Below are 19,624 nucleotides of genomic sequence, written 5' to 3'. Positions count from 1 at the left end.
AGAGAGTTGTTAATTGTTTGTAAAGACGGGTTGACTCAGTCTCCAAAGTCCTTAACGCTTATCGATGTTCGTGGCCGCGCCGCGTCGGCTGCTGCTTCCCCCTTCACCGGACCAAATAACCGGGAGGCACCAAATGCTTTATGAGTTCTGGCAAAACTTCACCCACAATCTCTTCAAGCCGCTGTTGCTGTTTTTCTACCTAGGGTTCCTCATCCCGATCCTGAAGGTCCGGTTTGAGTTCCCCTTTGCGATCTACCAAGGCCTGACCATGTACCTGCTGCTGGCCATCGGCTGGCAGGGAGGCGAAGAGCTCGCCAAGGTCAAGCCAGCCGACATCGACAACATCGCCGGCTTCACGCTTTTGGGTTTCGTCTTGAACTTCGTGATCGGTATAGCCTCCTACTTCCTGTTGAAGTACATGACCGCCATACGGCAGGTCGACAGAGCGACGGTCGCGGGTTATTACGGGTCGGACGCGGCAGGAACCTTCGCCACCTGCGTGGTCTTCCTGACGGGCGTCCACATCGCCTTCAACGCTTACATGCCGGTCTTGCTGGCCATCATGGAGTTTCCCGGTTGCCTGGTGGCGCTGTACCTGGTGGCACGGCTGCGCCACAAGGGGATGGACGAGGAAGGGTTCATGCCGGACGAGCCCGGCTACACCCCACCGGCCAAGGTCGGCGTCGGGCCCGGCACCGCCGCCCGGCCCCCGCACGGCGAGAGCCTCGAAACCCAGCACGAACGCGGTGTCGAGCAGGAGCTCGAGCTCTCGATGGAAAAGCTGGAGCATCCGAACTGGGAGCCCGACCAGCATGCACCCATCGGTAAGGCCAAGAGGATGCCCATCTTCTCCCGTGCGATCCTGCAGGAAGTTTTCCTCAACCCTGGGCTCATCCTCCTCTCCGGCGGCATACTCATCGGCTTCATCAGTGCAGTGCAGGGGCAGAAGGTCGTGCACGACCAAAACGAGTTGTTCGTTTCGGCGTTTCAGGGTGTGCTCTGCGTGTTCCTGCTCGAGATGGGCATGACGGCGTCCCGCAAGTTGCGGGATCTCAAGCTTGCCGGCCGCGGTTTCATCTTCTTCGGTCTGCTGGCGCCGAACCTCTTTGCGACGCTGGGGATCCTGGTGGCCTACACCTACGCCGACGTCACCAACACCCACTTCCAACCCGGCACCTATGTGCTATTCGCGGTGCTCTGCGGGTCGGCGTCATACATCATGGTTCCAGCGGTCCAGCGGCTGGCCATCCCCGAGGCCAGCCCCACATTGCCGCTGGCTGCATCGTTGGGTCTGACGTTTACCTATAACGTCACCATCGGAATCCCGCTCTATATCGAGATCAATCGCTTAGTCGCACATTGGTTCCCGGGCGCCTGAGAACTACCCCAGCAGCGTCCGCACCACCGCATCGGCGAGCAGCCGTCCTCGCGGGGTGAGGACCAGTCTGTCACCGTCGGACACCAGCAACCCGTCCGCGACCGCGTTTTCGGCGCGTTCGCGTTCGCCGTCACCCAGATGGTCCAGCGGAAGCCCTTGGCGCAGGCGAGTTTTCAGCAGCACGTCTTCGGTGTGCAAGGCGTCGCCGTCGAGCTCCTCGAACCCTGCTACGGGCAGCGCGGCGCCGGCTAGCATCTCCGCATAGGCGTTGGGATGCTTGACATTCCACCACCGCGTCGCGCCGATGAACCCGTGCGCCCCGGGTCCCGCGCCCCACCACTGGCCACCGTCCCAGTAGCCGAGGTTGTGCCGGCACTCACCGCCGGGCCGCGACCAGTTGGATACCTCATACCAGCCCATCCCGGCCGCGGACAGCCGCTCATCGACCAACTCGTAGCGATGCGCCAACACGTCGTCGTCGGGAGCGGCCAACTCGCCGCGGCGGACCCGTCGGGCTAGCGCGGTGCCCTCCTCGACGACCAAGGCGTACGCGGACACGTGGTCGACACCGGTCTCCACGGCCGTGTCGATGGACCATAGGAGGTCGTCGTCGGACTCCCCCGGAGTGCCGTAGATCAGGTCGAGGCTGACGTGCTCGAAGCCGGCGGCCAGGGCCTCGCGGGCCGCCGCCGCCGACCGGTTGGGGGTGTGCACCCTCTCGAGGACCCCCAGCACGCGTGGCGCCACCGACTGCATGCCCAGCGACACCCGCGTGTATCCGGCGGCCCGGATCGCCGCGAAGAATTCCGGCCAGGTCGACTCCGGGTTGGCCTCTGTGGTGATTTCGGCGTCGGGCGCCAGCGCGAACTGCTGCCGCACCATGTCCAGCAGCTTGGCCAGGCGCTCGCCGCCGAGCAGCGATGGGGTCCCCCCGCCGACGAACACCGTGTTCAACGTCGGTCCGGCCAACCGCGCGGCCGCCAGTTCGAGCTCCGTCTGCATTGCCAGCAGCCAGGCGTCCGGATTGACGCCGCCCAGCTCGGCAGGGGTGTAGGTATTGAAGTCGCAATAGCCGCAGCGGGTTATGCAGAACGGGACATGCAGGTACAACCCGAACGGCCGTCCAGGACTCGGTTGTAGGGCGGGCAGGTCGACACGTGCCTCGCGAAGGGTCATGCCAAATCATCGCACGGCAAGCAGACGGCGAGCCGGGACCGCCGCCCCCAACGAAGGCGAACGGTCTCTCAGGGGATTCTCGGGTATGTCAACCCAACCACCCAGGATTGGTCCGTAGTTTGGATCACCGTGAGGAGAAATTTGACCTGGTGGCATCGCTGGTTACCATCCATGGCAGAATGGGGCCGTGACCGCCGCCCGGCCCAGCCTGCGCATTGCCCTCGTGGCGCGGCGGCATATCGATCTCAAGCGTGTCTGCAGCTGTAGCTGTCTGGCTTGACGTCGTAGACCCGCCCACCTGTACGTCCAGCTGGCGCCGGATCTGCGCCAGCCGAAGCAATCGGTGAGTTGCGCATCCACGCCTGCCATGCCCGCGAAGGAGAACTTCCGAATGACCACAGCCCGTCCCGCAAAGGCTCGCAGTGAGGGCCAGTGGGCGCTGGGAGATCGCGAACCACTGAACGCCAACGAAGAGTTCAAGCAGGCCGGCGCCCCGCTCGACGTGCGTGAACGCATCGAAAACGTCTACGCCAAGGCCGGATTCGACAGCATCGAAAAAACCGATCTGCGGGGCCGCTTCCGTTGGTGGGGCCTCTACACCCAGCGTGAGCAGGGCTACGACGGCACATTCACCGGCGACGAGAACGCCGAACTGCTCGAAGCCAAATACTTCATGATGCGGGTGCGCTGCGATGGCGGCGCGCTCTCGACCGCAGCGCTGCGCACGCTTGGCCAGATCTCCACCGAGTTCGCCCGCGACACCGCCGACATCTCGGATCGGCAGAACCTGCAGGTGCACTGGATCGAAGTGGAAAAGGTCCCCGAAATCTGGCGCAGGCTGGCCGAGGTCGGATTGCAGACAGCCGAGGCGTGCGGTGACTGCCCCCGCGTGATACTGGGCTCACCCCTGGCCGGCGAGTCGCTCGACGAGGTGCTCGACCCGACCTGGGCGATCGACGAGATCGTGCGCCGCTACATCGGCAAGCCCGACTTCGCCGACCTGCCGCGCAAGTACAAGACCGCCATCTCGGGTCTGCAGGATGTCGCGCACGAAATCAACGACATCGCGTTCATCGGCGTCAACCATCCCGGGCACGGTCCCGGTCTGGACCTGTGGGTCGGCGGCGGTCTGTCCACCAACCCGATGCTGGCCCAGCGTGTTGGAGCCTGGGTTCCACTGGACGAGGTGCCCGAGGTGTGGGCCGCGGTCACCTCGGTATTCCGCGACTATGGCTACCGGCGGCTGCGGGCCAAGGCGCGGCTGAAGTTCCTGATCAAGGACTGGGGTATAGAAAAGTTTCGCGAAGTTCTCGAAACCGAGTACCTCAAGCGACCCTTGATCGACGGCCCGGCCCCCGAACCGGTCACGCATCCCATCGATCATGTCGGCGTGCAGCGGCTGAAAAACGGGCTCAACGCCGTCGGGGCCGCCCCGATAGCCGGGCGCGTGTCGGGCACCATCCTCTCGGCGGTGGCCGACCTTGCCGAGCGGGCCGGTTCGGACCGAATCCGATTCACCCCCTACCAGAAGCTGGTCATCCTCGATGTACCCGACGACAAGCTCGACGATCTCATTGCCGGCGTGGAGGCGCTGGGGCTGCGGTCTCGCCCATCGCATTGGCGCCGAAATCTGATGGCATGCACCGGGATTGAATTCTGCAAATTATCGTTCGCCGAAACCCGGGGCAGGGCACAGGATTTGGTACCCGAGCTGGAGCGCCGGCTCGAGGACATCAACTCTGCGCTCGACGTGCCGATCACCGTCAACATCAACGGCTGCCCGAACTCGTGTGCGCGAATTCAAGTCGCCGACATCGGGTTCAAGGGCCAGATGGTCGACGACGGTCATGGCGGCTCGGTCGAGGGCTTCCAGGTGCATCTGGGCGGCAGCCTCGGGCTCGACAGCGGCTTCGGCCGAAAGCTGCGCCAGCACAAGGTCACCAGCGACGAACTGGGCGACTACATCGATCGGGTGGTGCGCAATTTCGTCAAGAACCGCACCGACGGTGAACGGTTCGCACAGTGGGCCGTTCGCGCCGAGGAGGGCGACCTGCGATGAGCGGCGAAGCGACCAGGATGACCGAACCCGAACTGCGGGAGCTTGCCGCCCACGGCGCCGCGGAGCTCGAGGGCGCTAGCGCCACCGAACTGCTGCGGTGGACTGACGAGAACTTCGGCGGTGTCAACGGGCCGCGCGGCTGGGCGACGTGCAACTACGTCGTCGCCTCCAACATGGCCGACGCCGTGCTGGTGGATCTGGCCGCCCAGGTGCGACCGGGCGTACCGGTGATATTTCTCGACACCGGCTATCACTTCGTGGAAACCATTGGCACCCGGGATGCGATCGAGTCGGTCTACGACATTCGGGTGCTCAATGTCACCCCGGAAAACACGGTGCCCGAGCAAGACGAACTGCTGGGCAAAGACCTGTTCGCCCGGGACCCCGGCGAGTGCTGCCGGCTGCGCAAGGTCGTTCCGTTGGGCAAAACGCTGCGTGGCTACTCCGCCTGGGTCACCGGGCTGCGCCGGGTCGAGGCACCGACCCGTGCCAAGGCCCAGCTGATCAGCTTCGACGAGGCCTTCAAGCTGGTGAAGGTCAACCCGCTCGCGGCGTGGACCGACCAGGACATACAGGCCTACATCGACGAGCACGACGTGCTGGTCAATCCCCTTGTCCACGAGGGCTATCCGTCGATCGGCTGCGCTCCCTGCACGGCCAAGCCGGCCGAGGGCGCCGACCCGCGCAGCGGGCGCTGGCAGGGACGGGCCAAGACGGAATGTGGGTTGCACGCGTCGTGACGGTACTCGTGCTGACCGCCCACGGAAGTAGGGATCCACGGTCGGCGGCCAATGCGCGGGCGGTCGCCGGCCGGGTGGCGCGCATGCGCCCCGGCCTCGACGTGCGCCTGGCCTTTTGCGATCTGAACGCGCCCAACTTGGTCGACGTGCTCAACGGCCTGTCGGGCACCGTCCGTGCGGCGGTCGTCACCCCGTTGCTGCTGGCCGACGCCTACCACGCCCGCATCGACATCCCCGGCCAAATAGCTCGCTGCACAACCGCCGAGCGGGGAATCGACGTGCTGCAGTCGGACGTGCTCGGCGAGGATGATCGGCTGGTCTCGCTGCTGCGTCAGCGGGTGATCGAGTTGGGCGTCTCACGGCTCGACGACCGGCTCGGTGTGCTGGTGGTGGCGATCGGCTCGTCGGATCCGGTGGCCAATGCACGCGCTTCCCGAGTGGCGCGAAAGCTGATGGCGGGCACCCGCTGGGCGGGTGCGACGACCGCGTTCGCGACGCGTCCGGAACCTTCGCTGGCCGAGGCCGCCGACCGGCTGCGGCGGCGGGGCGCCCGGCGGGTGGTCATCGCGCCGTGGTTTTTGGCGCCAGGCCGGCTGTCGGACCGGGTGCGGGGCTTCGCGCGCGACGCGGGCATCGCGATGGCGGAACCGCTCGGGGCACACCTGTCGGTGGCCGAGACGCTGCTGGATCGCTTCGATCAGGCTTTGAAAGCTCGAGCCGAGCGCTTCGCGGCTTAAATACATCAAACCACTTGCGTCACTTACGTTTCAGGGGTTTCAGGGGTTTCAGGGCGGCACCGCGTTGACTCACCAATAATGCGCGCGTAGCCCCTCTTCGTTGCCTCACCTGAGAATGCGCGCGTGCGGCGCGCCTGCCTGGCTGGTGAGTACGGCCTCGGTAGGCCCAGATGATGGGGTTGACGTTGGCCGAGCGCAGGGCTGTGACCACGACGATCGCGACCCGCTATGTGCGGGCGGATAAGCGCGGTAAGGGCAAGATTCTCGACGAGTTGTGCGCCACCACGGGCTGGCACCGTAACCATGCCCGCAAGGCGCTCAAGGCGGCGTTGTGGCCTAAGGTCGCCGCGCCGAGGCTGCCGCGTCCGCCGAAGTACGGACCGGAAGTCATTGCCGCGCTGACGTTTTGCTGGGTGGTGCTGGGAATGCCGGCTGGCAAAAGGCTGGCGCCGATGTTGGGCGAGCTGGTAGCGGTATTGCGGCGTTTCGGCGAGCTGGTCATCGATGAGGACACCGCGGCGCTGCTGGTGTCGATGTCGGCGGCCACCATCGATCGTCGCCTGGCGAGCGAACGGCGCAAGCACGACCTCAAGGGCCGCGCCACCACCAAACCGGGGTCGCTGCTTAAAAGCCAGATCCCGGTGCGCACCTGGGCCGACTGGGACGACGCCAGACCGGGGTTCGTCGAGATTGACCTGGTCGCCCATGACGGCGGCAACGCCGCCGGCGATCACGCATTCACGCTGACGGTCACCGACATCGCCACCGGCTGGACCGAGAACCGCTCGGTGCCCAGCAAGGCCAGCAAATGCGTGCTGGCCGCCCTGGATGACATCGCCACCAAGATGCCGTTCCCGATTCTGGGTGTGGACTCCGACAACGGATCTGAATTCATCAACGTCTACTTGCTCATCTGGTGCAAAAAGCACCAGATCACCTTCACCCGCTCGCGACCGGCCAACAAAAACGACGGCTGCCACGTCGAGCAGAAGAACTGGGCGGTCGTGCATACCGTGGTCGGCTACCACCGCTACGACACCGCCGCAGAACTGTTTTTACTCAACGAGATTTGGCACCTGCACTCCAGGCTGGCCAACTACTTCTACCCGCAGCAAAAACTGGTATCCAAAACCCGTGACGGTGCCAAGGTGTCCAAGAAATATGACACGGCGACCACCCCGTTCCACCGCGCGATGGGCCACCAAAGCATCACCGATCACCGCAAAGCGGTCCTCGCCCGCACCTACGCCAGCACCAACCCCGCCGCCGTGCGGCGGCAGATCCAGGCCCTTACCACCGAGCTGCTCACCCTGACCACCAGCAAAGCCGGACCCAAGACCAAAGCCCCAGTCCCCACGCGCGCACCTTCGAATGAGTCAACGAATCACACCTCGCGCGCATCTTGACATGAGCTCCATATCCCTCCGGGGGACGCCTTGCGGGCGTGAAAATGGGGTCGGGTCGCCTGCCGACGCCGATGTTTTCTTGGGCGTGAGAGCCCGCACGTGAGCTTGGCGCCGGGGCCCGACCTGGAAGGGTCACGCACTGTTGCTTTGAGCACGCCGGTCAGAATTTCGGTTCCCTTGACCGAGGCCCCCGGGCGACCCACCCGATGGAATGGATGGATTCGATTGGAGGGCAGGCGAAGTGGCAGCACGACGGAGGAACAGGCAGAAGCCGGCGCCGGTGGCGGGGCCGGTGGAGATACCCGACGCCGAGCACGAGTTGGTGATCGAGCGGGTCGCCGCGATCGACGTAGCCAAGGCAACGGGCAAGGTGTGTGTGCGGCTGCCCGGCACGTCGGGGCACCGCGTCAGCCGGGTGTGGGACGTGGCGGCCACCACCGGCGCGGTTGGCGAACTCGGCGAGCAGCTAGCCAGCCTCGGGGTCGGGCGGGTCACCGTGGAATCAACATCGGACTACTGGCGGATCTGGTACTACCTGCTGGAGGCCGCCGGGCTGTCGGTGCAGCTGGTCAACGCCCGGGATGTGAAGAACGTGCCGGGACGGCCGAAGTCGGACAAGCTCGACGCGGTGTGGCTGGCCAAACTCACCGAGAAGGGGCTGCTGCGGCCCAGCTTCGTGCCGCCGGCACCGGTGCGGCAGCTGCGCGATTACACCCGGTTGCGCGAGGACCTGACCCGGGAACGCTCCCGCTACTGGCAGCGGCTGGAGAAGCTGCTCGAAGACGCGCTGATCAAGGTGTCGTCGGTGGCTTCCACCCTGGACACCCTGTCGGTGCGGGACATGCTCGAAGCACTCATCGCCGGCGAGCGCGACCCGCGGCGACTGGCCGAGCTGGCGCGGGGCCGGTTGAAGACCAAGCGGTCGGCCCTGATCGCCGCGCTGGACGGCCGTTTCGACGCTCACCATGCGGAGCTGGCCCGGATGCTGTTGGACCAGATCGACACGCTCACCGCCCAGATCGGCGTCCTCACCGCCCGCATCGAGCAGCTCATCGCCGCGATGGACGAACCGGACAGGGGCCGCGAGCACCGCGGAGGCGTTCCGAACGTCGCCGCCTTGACCGGTGACACCGCCGCCGATGTCGAACCCGAACATGGTGGCGACGGCCGCTCAGCCGGCTTCGACATCAGTGTCGACACCATCGCCGAGTGCACGCGGCTGACCGCCATCGAGCGGCTCGACGAGATCACCGGCGTCGGCGAGCGCGCCGCGCAGACGATCATCGCCGAGATCGGGCTGGACATGACCCGCTTTCCCACACCCGAACACCTGGTCTCCTGGGCCAAACTGTGCCCGCGCACCATCCAGTCAGGTCCCATAAGCCGCGCCGGCCGCACCGGCAAAGGCAACCCCTACCTCAAAGGCGCACTCGGCGAGGCCGCCGCCGCAGCCGCCCGCACCGACACCTTCCTCGGCGAACGCTACCGACGCATCGTCAAACGCCGCGGCAAACTCAAGGCCCTGGTCGCGGTCGCCCGCTCCATCCTTCGCATCGTTTGGCACCTCCTCGCCAACCCCACCGCCCGATTCCACGACCTCGGCCTCGACTACCACACCAGCCGCGCCGTCACCGAGCGAAAGATCCGCAACCACATCGCCCACCTGACCGCGATGGGATTCCACGTCACTCTCGAACCCGCCGCGTAGCCCCGAAATACACAACGCCGCAACATCACCCGGCCCGCAAGCTTCGCCGGGTCTGTCGCCTGCCCTACTCACCCTGGGTATTTTCCGGTCAAAGTGCACATGCCAGCCCGTCGCTGGGCTGTGGACGACCTCGGTGATGCGAACGTACCCACGGACACCATGGGTTTGTTTGTCGGCGGTCCAGCCTGATCCCCTTTTCAGCGCATCCCACCCATCCTCCATCCGGTCCCACAGGACACTCAGACCGTCGTCGAGGGAGTGGGATTGGGTAAGGGTGAGCAAGCCCACCGCCCCGCCTTGCGCCGTCCAACCACGCAGTCGGCGCTCCAGCTGGGCCGCCTGCCTCCACCGGGCGGTGTAGCCACAGGTTGGGCATAGCCACTTGCAGCGACACGATGTGGTCACCTCCAAGATCTCGGTGGACGATCCGACCCGTCCCTTCCTGATCTTGCGACCACACCCTCGTAGTCCCCGATGGTCGGACAGCCGGGCGCCGAACTCGCGCAGGGCTTCTCGTCGCCGGGCGGCGCTAATGCCCTGGCTGTAGCCGCAGTCCGCCGACACTCCCGACGTCGTCGCGGTGGTCACTGATCGACTTGGTCGAAGGTTACTTCTGCGGGTGCACCCTGTTAGTCAGCCGGTCCTGGGCCGCCCGCCTCTTTTTGCCTCAGTTCATCGACATCACCCCGGCGTGCTTGCGCACCGTGGCCGCGTCGGGCCTGCGCCCAGCACCGATAGCGGCGGCCCGCTTCGACGAGTCCGGCCCTGGCCGGGTGCACGCAACGGCGAGTGCTGTCGGCGTGAGAGCCCACGCGGTGTCTGTCGAATGCCGTGACGGTGCTGAACGTGCAGTGGCAGGCGGTGCAATGGCAGGTTTTCAGACCTGCCCAGCGGGCACCACAGGCACATCTAAAAGGCAGGGCCCCAAACGGGTCGGAGATTCCTGCGATCACAGTGGGAACAGTGGGAATTGGTGCCCCTGCGGCATCGAGGAGCGCTACATCTGCTCGCCAGTCCTCGGTAAGTTGAGGCCTATCAGTGGTTTGGCTGCCGCTGGTGTTGGTGTCGGTTCCCCTCGGGGTGGTGCCGGGGGGGCCGACTTTTTCAGGGGGTCGCATTCGAGGCACCGCCCTGGCGAATCAGCTCGGCGATGCGCTCACGTGCTTCGTCGGACAGCGGCACAGTTTCGAGGATGGTTGCAAACGTCGCCTGCAGCGCCTCTTCCACGAGCTTTGTCCTGGCGAAGTCGGCACGGGCCAGCGCAGCGGTCTCTTGACGCTTTCGTGAGGCTTTCAGCCTCGCCCTGGCCAGCTGGGCCTTACGGGCGTTCTCGGCACGCTTGGCCCGCTCGGTGGGGGGCAGGATGCCTTCGGGGTCGACCTGGCACTCGAGCACTTCGAGCATGGCCCGGCGCCCCGGAGCGGTGGCTGCCAGTCGGTCTGGTTCTTTGGCCCAGCGGGTGTTGGCGGCAATACGAGCGCGTTCAGAAAGCTGGGCAGGGGACAGCGGTGGGATTTTGGGCATGCGACGCCAACCCTTTCGGGTCGCGGGCCGCTCTCACCCGGGGATAAGTGGTTTTTGCACCATCACGGCGCGTCGCAGGAGCCGAAACACATTCAATTTTGCGGTCATACTAACAGGCCGCGACCAGCAAGCTAACGGGATACGGTCACCCGGGCACGTCCGTCTGCCCTGTGTCTTATACGCCGTGCCCGCTTCAGCAGCCGGGCCAGCTCGTCTCCCTCGGGCAGTACCGGGGGCGGATCGCAGGTGCAGGAACGCTCCTCATCGCGGCGTCTCCACCCCCCCTCGCCATGGGAATCCTCGCAGTACTGACCAACCGGCAGGCGGCAGCGACGGCAGCGCACTAGGACCATCGGCAGCGGTAACCGGTCGAAACCCGTCCTCATATCCGGTCCCCCCGGCGCAGCCTCTTGGCTGCCTCGCGTGCCCGATGGTCGGCGGCCGAGGCGCCGTAGCGTTCGAGCATCGAGTCGGAACGCCACCCCATGAGCCTCTTGAGATCGCGCTCCTGCCCACCTGCCAGCAGGAAGTCGTGGGCGTTGGTGTGCCGGAACCTGTGCGGGTAAATCTTGGCCGGATCCAGCCCGGCCATCGCAGCACGCACCTTGAGGCGGTCGCGCACCCCGTCGGAGGTGAACCTGCCGCGCTCGCCGAGAAACAGCGCCGGGTCGTAGGCGTGCCGGTGCCCAGCGCGTGCCCTCAGGTAGCGATCCAGGGCCAGGCCGGTCTTGGCCCCAAAGTAGGCCGAACGCACCCTGGATCCCTTCCCAGTCACCTGCACGCTCTCGCCGTCGAGGTTCAGGTCCGCCATATCGATGCCGGTCAGTTCACTCACCCGCAGGCCGCAGTCTATGAGCAGCCGGATCATCGCCGCGTCCCGGAAGTCGTTGAACCTCCTGCCTTTGCAGGCGTCCAGCAGCGCCGTCAGCTCGTCGTCGGTCAGGATCGGTACCGGAGGCGGCTCCGGCTTGTCCACCGCGATCCCGGCCAGCGGGTCAGTCCCGATGATTTCCTCGGCCACCAGCCAGGTGGTGAACCGGCGCAGGCCACGCCAGCGGGTGCGGATGGTGCCGGTGTTCTGGCCGCGCTCGCGCAGCGACTCCAGCCACTTCAGCGCGTTGCTGCGGGTCAGGCTCGTCAGGTCGGCGGGCTGGTCTTGCTCGGCCAGCCAGCGGCTGAAGTAGACGATCGACTGCCCGTACAGCACGAGGGTGCGCGCAGCCTTGCCCTCGACACGCAGGGATCGGTTGAAGCTGGTGCGCAGCGATTCGAGGGAGTCCGCAGAGCCAGACATGATGCCAAGGTTATCGGGCGAGTAGCTGCCATGCTAGTGGCAAGTTTGGCTACTTCCGCCTGTTCTTACTGGTCAAATCCCTATTTCGACTCGGCTGCACCCTCTTTGGCTCGCCCGGCATCTTCGGGTAGTTCGGCGGATACGGCATGTCGCCGAGCCCGCGCCCTTCGTCGGCCTCGGCCATGTCCAGCAACACAGCGATCGACTGGACCACGTCATCCATGCCGGCCCACGGGTCGTCGCGGCGCTTCACGAGATCGGGCACGGTCGCCATGGTGTAGTCGTCCGGATCGGCACCGGCGAGCTCGTCCCACGTCAGCGGCGTCGACACGGTCGCGATCGGAGTGGGCCGCACCGAATACGCCGACGCCATGGTCCGGTCCCGGGCGTTCTGGTTGAAGTCGATGAAGATGCGTTGGCCGCGTTCTTCTTTCCACCACGACGTGGTGACTGCGTCGGGCGCGCGGCGCTCCACTTCGCGGGCCAGCGCGATGCCCGCCCGGCGCACCTCGACGAAACCCCAGTCCGTGGCGATCCGCAGAAACACGTGGATCCCGCGACCCCCGGACGTCTTGGGGTACCCGATCAAACGGAGTTCGTCGAGCAGCGGCCGTAACACATTCACGGCAACCGCGCGGGCCTGCTCGAACCCGGTCCCGGGCTGCGGATCCAGATCGATCCGCAACTCGTCGGGATGCTCGGTGTCGGGGCAGCGCACTTGCCATGGGTGCAGTGTGATGGTGCCCATCTGCGCCGCCCAGACGATCGCCGCGGGGTGAGTCACCTTCAGCGCGTCGGCGGTGCGTCCGGACGGGAACGTCACCCGGCAGGTGTCCAGGTAATCGGGATGGTGCTGCGGTACCCGCTTCTGATAGATCTCCTCGCCCTCGATGCCGTCCGGAAAGCGCTGCAGGTGGGTGGGCCTGTCGCGCAGCGAGGTCAGCATCGGACCGCCGGCCACGGCCAGGTAGTACTCGACGAGGCGCCGCTTGGTGCCCTTCGACCCCAGCGCCGGGAAATACACCTTGTCCGTGCTGGTCAGCCGGACCGAGACGCCGTCGACGTCGATTTCTTCCGCTTCAGCCATATCCTCAGCCTATGGATCTACCTGTCATGCCGCCGGTCTCGCCAATGCTGGCCAAGCCGGTGCGGTCGATCCCACCGGACGCGTCGTACGAACCGAAATGGGATGGCTTCAGGTCGATTTGCTTCCGGGACGGCGATCAAGTCGAGCTGGGCAGCCGGAACGAGCGGCCGATGACCCGCTACTTCCCCGAGCTGGTCGCGGCGGTCCGTGCCGAGTTGCCGGAACGCTGCGTGATCGACGGTGAAATCGTCGTCGCCACCGACCACGGGCTTGACTTCGAGGCGCTGCAACAACGCATCCACCCAGCCGATTCGCGGGTGCGGATGCTCGCCACGAAGACGCCGGCCTCCTTCATCGCATTCGACCTGCTCGCAATCGGCGCCGACGACTACACGGGCCGTCCGTTCAGCGAGCGGCGCGCTGCTCTGGTCGACGCAATTGCCGGTTCGGGGGCCGACTCCGGGCTCTCGATCCATGTCACGCCTGCGACCACCGATCCGGCGACCGCGCAACGATGGTTCGACGAGTTCGAGGGCGCCGGCCTGGACGGCGTCATCGCCAAACCGCTGACCATCACCTATCAGCCGGACAAGCGCGTCATGTTCAAGATCAAGCACGAGCGGACCGCAGACTGCGTCGTCGCCGGATACCGAGTACACAAGTCCGGCGGCGAGGCGATCGGCTCGCTGCTGCTCGGGCTCTACCAGGAGGACGGCCAACTCGCCTCGGTCGGCGTGATCGGCGCTTTTCCGATGGCCGAGCGGCGGCGGCTGTTCGCCGAGCTGCAGCCGCTGGTCACCAGTTTCGAGAACCATCCGTGGAATTGGGCCGCGCACGAGGCCGGCGGACGCACACCGCGCAAGAACGAATTCTCCCGCTGGAACGCCGGAAAGGACCTGTCGTTCGTGCCGCTACAACCCGAGCGGGTGGTCGAGGTGCGCTACGACCACATGGAAGGTTCGCGGTTCCGCCACGCCGCCCAGTTCAGCCGGTGGCGTCCCGACCGTGACCCGCTCTCATGCACCTATGCGCAGCTCGAACAGCCACTCACTTTCAGGCTCGGCGACATCGTGCCCGGCCTCGGCCCCAGCTAGCAGGATGGTGGCTGGTTGCTTTCGGTGAGACGATTTGCCGATGGACCGGGACGACCCCGAGAAACGCATTTCCGAACTCGAACGTCGGCTGGCTGAGCCGCGTCCGGCCGCAAAGAATTGGAGATCCGCGTTAACGACGGGCGGTTCGCTTACTCCCGAGCAGGTCCGCAACGTGGCTTTCTCAAAGCCGCCCTTCGGAAAGCGCGGCTACAACCAAGACGAGGTCGACGCCTTCCTCGACCGCGTCGAGGCGGCGCTGCAAGACCCAACGCGACGCACCCTTGCCCCGGATCAGGTCCGCAACGTGGCTTTCTCAAAACCACCCATCGGGAAACGCGGCTACAACCAAGACGAGGTCGACGCCTTCCTCGACCACGTCGAGGCAGCGCTGCAAGACCCGGAACGCACTCTTTCGCCGGAGCAGGTACGCCTTACGCCAGAGCAGGTCCGCAACGTGGTTTTCTCAAAGCCACCCATGGGAACACGCGGCTACAACGAAGACGAGGTTGACGACTTCCTCGACCGCGTCGAGGCAGCGCTGCAAGATCCGACGCGACGCACCCTTACTCTCGAGCAGGTCCGCACCGTGGCTTTCTCAAAGCCACCCATTGGGAAACGCGGCTACAACGAAGACGAGGTCGACGCCTTCCTCGACCGCGTCGAGGCAACGCTAGCCGGGCCCAGCGAGTCGGACGCTTGAGAGATGCGCGTCGGTGACGCGCTCACCGGGTCTCCCAGCCCAGCATCAGGCTCTTCAGGTGGGTCACGCCGGTCGGTTTGTGCACAACGGCTGGCGCGAAGCCTGGTTCTAGTTCGAATTGCGGGATGCGGCTCAACCACTCGGTCACAAACGCGGCTATTTCAAGTCGGGCCAGGTGCATGCCCAAGCATCTGTGTATGCCACCGCCGAACGCCCAGTGGCGCTGCCGCCGAATCTTTCCGTTGCTGGCCGTCGATATCTCGTCGCCGCCGTTCTCCCTGCCCGCGGCTTCCAAGCCCAGCCACACGGTACTGCCCGCCGGGATTGTGACGCCGCCGATCTCAACTTCCCTCGTGGTGATGCGCGGAATGGCCGGCCCTGGCGCCTCCAACCGCAAAATTTCCTCGACGAACGCCGGGATCTGTGCTGGATCTTCGCGCAGCCGGGCCTGCAGTACAGGATCGCGCGCGAAACCGGTTGCCGCGGCGACCATTTCAACGCCTGCAACCGAGAAAAGCAAAAGGACGACCGCAACCCCTTCGACTCTGCTGAGCGGAAAGTCGTCATCGTTTTCGAGTCCCTCCAGCAGCGGCCAGAGAATGCCGGGCAGCCGCCGGGGATTTCCCATCTCGGCGACCAGCTCGGAATTCAGCCAGGCCACGAGTTCTAGTTCGGCTGCCCCGCTGGAGTCGCCGACTACTGCGGCCTGGATCAGCCGAGCCGCCCTGTCGTCGTCTGCCGGCATCCCGCACACCGTGAGCAGCGCTTGGCAAGCGTAGGTGTCGGCGAGGTAGGTTGCATCACACCGCCCTTTGGCGGCGACCGTGTCGACCAGTGTCGTGGCCCGGGCGTGCAACGCCGGAGCGAAGGGGGCCAACGCTTTGGGGCTGAAGAGGGGATGCAAGACGCGGGCGAAACGGGCATGCTCCGATCGCGTCCCGCAAGAGAGCGGGACCTGCGGAAGCAGTACGCCGAACACGGTGATCTTGAAGGTTTTCGGCGGCGACGCAAACGTATCCGGGTCGAGCAAAGCCGCGCGCACGTCGTCTCGCCTGGTGAGATAGTAGCCGCGCAGGCTTGGTTCGCCTGCGTCGATTTGCGCCACCGGGCCCAGCCCGCGCAGCTGGCGCCAATAGGCGGTGCGGTCCGCCGCGAAGAGCGGACTCTCCTTGTGGTGTAACGGAGGCGAAGTCACGCTACCTCCTGCAACGGCGCCGGTCTACGTGCATAGCGGCGCGCTTTTTCCTCGAGGCGGTAGCTGTTACGCGCTGGTGCTGGTGCCATGCAGCGGATGCAGTGGGTGATGTCCGACGTTTTGGAAAGTTTGCAGAGCGTGGCGTTGTCCTCGGCGGTTATCGTGATTTCCAGCCCGTTGGGCTTACCAGGCACGTGGTGGTCGTTCATTGCTGTTCTAACCTACCGTCTGGCCGTCGTGATATCTCGGGGACGCTGGAGAGTGGGGCGTAGATCACGACATGGCTTTGCTGGCTGACCTTGAAAGTCGGCTCTGGCCCCTGATATGCAAGTGCCCGCAACAGGCCGGCCTCGAACTCAAATGCACCAATCCGGCTGCGAGACACCATTAAGCTATCGTGATGCTGCATATCGCCGCCCTATTCGTGGCGGGCACCGCCGAACTCGACGATAACGACGCGATCTCTGCCACGCGCATACCGACCACCTGGTATCGGGTCGAGAAAATCCCTTTAATGGCACAGGTTCCGATCGTTCTCGTGGTGCACGCGCGGGCCGGTGGGGACTACGACCCGGAACTCCATGTCGTGTGCAAAGATCCCGGCGGCGCAGTGTGCGGAACCCTCCAAGCGGCTTGGCACTGGCCGGACGAGGACAACCGGCCATCCAAATACCGGTGCTTTACTCAAGAGCTCGCATTCCCGATCGAGGCCGAAGGCGAGTACACAATCGGTGCCTACTACGACGCGGAAGGCAAAATCGAGATGGCCATGCCAGTACCGATTTCGATTGTGCTGGATGCGCCGAGTCCAGCAGCCGACACCGGCGACAACGCTGACGGCGACGATTAGACCGCGACCGGCAGCTCCGACAAGCCCCGCAGCGTGACGTTGCTCTTGTACCGTGGCTCGCCGTCCAGCCGGGCGTTCGGGAAGCGCGCGGCTACCGCCGACAGAGCCACGCCGGCTTCGAGTCGCGCCAGCGGCGCGCCCAGGCAGTAATGGGCGCCGCGGCCAAACCCTAAGTGCCGCACAGTCCCCCGATCCGGATCGAAGGTATCGGGTCGGTCGAACTCGGCGGGATCACGCTGAGCCGCGGCCAGCAGCAGCATCATCACGTCGCCCACCGGCACGTCGATACCATCAATCGTCATGTCGTCGGCCGCAATTCGGCCCACCAACTGCACGGGCGGGTCGTAACGCAGCGTCTCGTCCACGATCGCCGGCGCGCGACCGGCATCGGCACTCAGGGCCGTCCACTGAACGGGGTTGCACAGCATGGCGAAGATGGCATTGCCGATGAGGTTCACCGTGGTTTCGTGTCCGGCGATAAGCAGCAGGACACAAGTGGAGATGATCTCGTATTGGGTCAGCTGATCGCCGGACTCTTCCACCGCGATCAGGTCGGAGATGAAGTCGTCGCCGGGCCGCGATCGCCGCTGTTCGATCAGGCCACGGAAATATTCGCGCAACCACAGCCCGGACTGCAGCCGCTCCTCGATACCGCCCGGCAGTTCGCCGGTGAAGGTGGCAAACGGGTCCAGCGCTTGCGCCAGCAGCGCCGATGCGCGCCTGAACTGCGGCTCGTCTTCGAGCGGAATACCGAGCAGCCGGCAGATCACCGCCACCGGCAGCGGATACGCGAAGTCTTCGACGACCTCGAACTGGCCCTTCTCGGCGATCCGGTCAAGCAATCCGTCCACCAGCGCGCTGATATCGGGCTGCAGCGCGTTCACCACCTTCGGCACGAACGCCTTGCTGACCAACTTGCGCAGCCGGGTGTGATCAGGCGGATCGAGAAACAAAAATCCCGGCGGCCCCGGTGGACGCGGCGCCGCCCCGCTCTCCAGGAGCCGCTGCATCCGCGTCGACTTGAGCCTGTTGCTGCTTGACGACGGGTGCCGCAAGACGTCGTCGCAGTCCCGGTAAGTCGAGAAGACGGCGAGGTTGGCCCCGGGCAGCTGCAACGGTCCGCGACCGCGAACCTGTGTGCACAGCCGATACGGGTCAGCGCGGTTCACCGGGTCCAGCAACTGCAGCAGCAACCCTTGGGATTCGGCTTGCTCGGTAGAAGCGGTCGTCACCTTCACATTGTGCCCGCGCCGCCGCACTACGCGCCGTGGCGCGTGGCGCGATCAACGACGCAGAAATTCCACGACGTGGTTGGCCAGTTCTTCTCCGGCGTCCTCTTGCAGGAAGTGCCCGGCGCCGCGGATCGTCGGATGGTCGATGCCCTGGGCGCCGCGCATCTCGCGCTGGAAGATCGCGCCCATCGGCCCGGTGATCGGGTCGCTGTCGCTGAAGGCGACCAGCATCGGTGTCGGGCTTACGCAAAGCTTTGCCCACGCCGCTTTGTTGGCCGCTGCCGCGGGATCGTCCGGTGAGGTCGGCACCAGACCGGGCATGGCGCGCGGCCCGGCGAAGTACTCGTCGGCGGGGAACGGCGCGTCATAACCTGCGCGCACCTCGTCGCTCAGCTGCTGGCGACAACCGCTCTGCACGAACCAGCCGATATCCAGCTTCGGCGAGGTGGTGATGGCCTCCCGGAAGCGCCACCAAACCTCGGCCATCGGCTGCTCTCCGTTGGGCAGCCCGGTGTTGGCGACGACCAGCCGGACGAACCGTTCCGGATGCTCTGCGGCCAGCCGCAAACCGATCAGCCCGCCCCAGTCCTGGCCGACCAGGGTCACGTTGCGAAGGTCGAGGACATCGAAGGCCACGGTCCGCATCCATTCGACGTGGCGCGCGTAACTGTGGTCTTCGCGTCGGGCGGGCTTGTCCGAACGACCGAACCCGACCAAGTCAGGGCAGACGACTCGATGCCCGGCATCGACCAGTATCGGAATCATCTTGCGGTACAAATACGACCACGACGGCTCGCCGTGCAGCATGAGAACCGGATCGGCGCCTTGCGGCCCGTCCTCCACCCAGGCGACCCGCAGCACACCGCCCTCATCGTCGGATATCTCGCAATACCGCGGGGCATAAGGAAAGTCCGGCACGTCGTCGAACCGGTCGTCGGGTGTCCGCAATGTTTGCATGTCAAATCCCTTCGCTTGATCCCGCCAGTGCCTCGTGCGTCATCAGTCGATCGAGAAATGGGCGCTGACCCTTGAGCAGCTTCGCGCGCGCCCGTGCCACCGCAAACCAGCCGACGCGATCGACCTCGGGAAACTCCCGCATCGTGCCCGAGCCCTTCGGCCACTCCAGTTCAAAGGTGTTGCTGTGCGCGTCGGTGACGTCGAGATCGCCCAGGATGGCGAAGGTGGTGACCACCTTGCCGCTGGGTTGTCTCAACGCACCCAGGTCGATACGTGGCCCGGCCGGCACCGGCAGCCCGAGCTCCTCGAGAAATTCGCGCTGCGCGATCGCCCAGGGATCCTCGCCTTCGGTGTACTCCCCCTTGGGAATCGACCAGACCCCGTCGTCCTTGCGCGCCCAAAACGGGCCACCCGGATGTGCGATCAGGACCTCGACGACGCCGTCACGGCTTCGGTACAAAAGCACACCCGCGCTGAGCTTGGGCAT

Annotated in this window: 20 protein-coding genes and 2 pseudogenes; 12 read left to right on the top strand and 10 right to left on the bottom strand. The window is 65.5% G+C overall.

Annotation, left to right across the window (positions count from 1 at the left end; all coding sequences use genetic code 11):
* Positions 1–133 precede the first annotated feature (133 nt).
* Positions 134–1,378 (top strand): sodium-dependent bicarbonate transport family permease, encoded by a 1,245-nt coding sequence (locus ACLP4W_RS10975; RefSeq protein WP_442386157.1) that lies wholly within the window; start codon positions 134–136, stop codon positions 1,376–1,378.
* 3 nt (positions 1,379–1,381) lie between these two features.
* On the opposite strand, the gene hemW is transcribed toward ACLP4W_RS10975, so the two are convergent.
* Positions 1,382–2,554: a radical SAM family heme chaperone HemW gene (gene hemW / locus ACLP4W_RS10970; RefSeq protein ID WP_442386156.1), complete on the bottom strand. Its 1,173-nt coding sequence runs from the start codon at positions 2,552–2,554 to the stop codon at positions 1,382–1,384.
* Between the two features lie 187 nt (positions 2,555–2,741).
* Here hemW and ACLP4W_RS10965 point away from each other — a divergent pair, with 187 nt between their 5' ends.
* The 6 genes from ACLP4W_RS10965 (at position 2,742) to ACLP4W_RS10940 (ending at position 9,204) form a co-directional block, all read left to right on the top strand.
* Positions 2,742–2,834, top strand: coding sequence for an Ms4527A family Cys-rich leader peptide (locus tag ACLP4W_RS10965; RefSeq protein ID WP_442386155.1), 93 nt, complete (start codon positions 2,742–2,744; stop codon positions 2,832–2,834).
* Between the two features lie 111 nt (positions 2,835–2,945).
* Complete coding sequence (locus ACLP4W_RS10960; protein ID WP_442386154.1) at positions 2,946–4,613, top strand: nitrite/sulfite reductase; 1,668 nt, start codon at positions 2,946–2,948, stop codon at positions 4,611–4,613.
* Positions 4,610–5,353 carry a phosphoadenylyl-sulfate reductase gene (locus ACLP4W_RS10955; protein ID WP_442386153.1) on the top strand — a complete coding sequence of 248 codons (744 nt, stop codon included), beginning with the start codon at positions 4,610–4,612 and terminating at the stop codon, positions 5,351–5,353. Before ACLP4W_RS10960 ends, ACLP4W_RS10955 begins: the two co-directional genes overlap by 4 nt.
* Positions 5,332–6,090, top strand: coding sequence for a sirohydrochlorin chelatase (locus ACLP4W_RS10950; protein WP_442386152.1), 759 nt, complete (start codon positions 5,332–5,334; stop codon positions 6,088–6,090). Before ACLP4W_RS10955 ends, ACLP4W_RS10950 begins: the two co-directional genes overlap by 22 nt.
* Positions 6,091–6,263: 173 nt before the next feature.
* Positions 6,264–7,496, top strand: coding sequence for an integrase catalytic domain-containing protein (locus tag ACLP4W_RS10945; RefSeq protein WP_442386151.1), 1,233 nt, complete (start codon positions 6,264–6,266; stop codon positions 7,494–7,496).
* A 241-nt stretch (positions 7,497–7,737) separates the two neighbouring features.
* Positions 7,738–9,204, top strand: a complete 1,467-nt coding sequence (locus ACLP4W_RS10940; protein ID WP_442386150.1) for an IS110 family transposase — start codon at positions 7,738–7,740, stop codon at positions 9,202–9,204.
* Positions 9,205–9,833: 629 nt separating this feature from the next.
* Here the strand turns inward: ACLP4W_RS10940 and ACLP4W_RS10935 are convergent.
* From ACLP4W_RS10935 to ACLP4W_RS10920, 4 genes are all read right to left on the bottom strand, one after another.
* Positions 9,834–10,322: an FDXHR family putative zinc-binding protein gene (locus tag ACLP4W_RS10935; RefSeq protein WP_442386149.1), complete on the bottom strand. Its 489-nt coding sequence runs from the start codon at positions 10,320–10,322 to the stop codon at positions 9,834–9,836.
* Complete coding sequence (locus tag ACLP4W_RS10930) at positions 10,309–10,728, bottom strand: hypothetical protein (protein ID WP_442386148.1); 420 nt, start codon at positions 10,726–10,728, stop codon at positions 10,309–10,311. Before ACLP4W_RS10930 ends, ACLP4W_RS10935 begins: the two co-directional genes overlap by 14 nt.
* A 382-nt stretch (positions 10,729–11,110) precedes the next feature.
* Positions 11,111–12,022, bottom strand: coding sequence for a tyrosine-type recombinase/integrase (locus ACLP4W_RS10925; RefSeq protein WP_442386147.1), 912 nt, complete (start codon positions 12,020–12,022; stop codon positions 11,111–11,113).
* Between the two features lie 49 nt (positions 12,023–12,071).
* On the bottom strand, positions 12,072–13,109 hold the full coding sequence (locus ACLP4W_RS10920; protein WP_442386146.1) for a DNA polymerase domain-containing protein: 1,038 nt from the start codon (positions 13,107–13,109) through the stop codon (positions 12,072–12,074).
* An 11-nt stretch (positions 13,110–13,120) separates the two neighbouring features.
* On the opposite strand from ACLP4W_RS10920, the gene ACLP4W_RS10915 reads away from it, so the two are divergent.
* The 4 genes and pseudogenes from ACLP4W_RS10915 (at position 13,121) to ACLP4W_RS10900 (ending at position 14,903) form a co-directional block, all read left to right on the top strand.
* Positions 13,121–14,203, top strand: a complete 1,083-nt coding sequence (locus ACLP4W_RS10915; RefSeq protein ID WP_442386145.1) for an ATP-dependent DNA ligase — start codon at positions 13,121–13,123, stop codon at positions 14,201–14,203.
* A gap of 40 nt (positions 14,204–14,243) precedes the next feature.
* A pseudogene (locus ACLP4W_RS10910) lies at positions 14,244–14,450 on the top strand (DivIVA domain-containing protein); the annotation flags it as partial.
* Positions 14,451–14,459: 9 nt separating this feature from the next.
* Positions 14,460–14,594: pseudogene (locus tag ACLP4W_RS10905) on the top strand (DivIVA domain-containing protein); the annotation flags it as partial.
* On the top strand, positions 14,592–14,903 hold the full coding sequence (locus tag ACLP4W_RS10900) for a DivIVA domain-containing protein (RefSeq protein ID WP_442386159.1): 312 nt from the start codon (positions 14,592–14,594) through the stop codon (positions 14,901–14,903). The pseudogene ACLP4W_RS10905 and the gene ACLP4W_RS10900, both read left to right, overlap by 3 nt.
* A gap of 22 nt (positions 14,904–14,925) precedes the next feature.
* On the opposite strand, the gene ACLP4W_RS10895 is transcribed toward ACLP4W_RS10900, so the two are convergent.
* Both ACLP4W_RS10895 and ACLP4W_RS10890 read right to left on the bottom strand, forming a co-directional pair.
* Positions 14,926–16,098 carry a cytochrome P450 gene (locus ACLP4W_RS10895; RefSeq protein ID WP_442386144.1) on the bottom strand — a complete coding sequence of 391 codons (1,173 nt, stop codon included), beginning with the start codon at positions 16,096–16,098 and terminating at the stop codon, positions 14,926–14,928.
* Complete coding sequence (locus ACLP4W_RS10890) at positions 16,095–16,307, bottom strand: hypothetical protein (protein ID WP_442386143.1); 213 nt, start codon at positions 16,305–16,307, stop codon at positions 16,095–16,097. The genes ACLP4W_RS10895 and ACLP4W_RS10890 overlap by 4 nt, the downstream gene beginning before the upstream one ends.
* Positions 16,308–16,498: 191 nt before the next feature.
* On the opposite strand from ACLP4W_RS10890, the gene ACLP4W_RS10885 reads away from it, so the two are divergent.
* Positions 16,499–16,948: a hypothetical protein gene (locus ACLP4W_RS10885; protein WP_442386142.1), complete on the top strand. Its 450-nt coding sequence runs from the start codon at positions 16,499–16,501 to the stop codon at positions 16,946–16,948.
* On the opposite strand, the gene ACLP4W_RS10880 is transcribed toward ACLP4W_RS10885, so the two are convergent.
* The 3 genes from ACLP4W_RS10880 to ACLP4W_RS10870 are packed head-to-tail and all read right to left on the bottom strand — an operon-like array spanning position 16,945 to position 19,624.
* Positions 16,945–18,180: a cytochrome P450 gene (locus ACLP4W_RS10880; RefSeq protein ID WP_442386141.1), complete on the bottom strand. Its 1,236-nt coding sequence runs from the start codon at positions 18,178–18,180 to the stop codon at positions 16,945–16,947. The genes ACLP4W_RS10885 and ACLP4W_RS10880 overlap by 4 nt on opposite strands.
* A gap of 51 nt (positions 18,181–18,231) precedes the next feature.
* Positions 18,232–19,137 carry a haloalkane dehalogenase gene (locus ACLP4W_RS10875; RefSeq protein WP_442386140.1) on the bottom strand — a complete coding sequence of 302 codons (906 nt, stop codon included), beginning with the start codon at positions 19,135–19,137 and terminating at the stop codon, positions 18,232–18,234.
* 1 nt (position 19,138) lies between these two features.
* Positions 19,139–19,624 carry an NUDIX domain-containing protein gene (locus ACLP4W_RS10870; protein WP_442386139.1) on the bottom strand — a complete coding sequence of 162 codons (486 nt, stop codon included), beginning with the start codon at positions 19,622–19,624 and terminating at the stop codon, positions 19,139–19,141.

Origin of the sequence: Mycobacterium sp., assembly GCF_052145595.1 — a bacterium.
Lineage (GTDB): Bacteria > Actinomycetota > Actinomycetes > Mycobacteriales > Mycobacteriaceae > Mycobacterium.
Note: the sequence above shows the minus strand (reverse complement) of the source record. Positions and strands in the feature narration are given on the sequence as shown.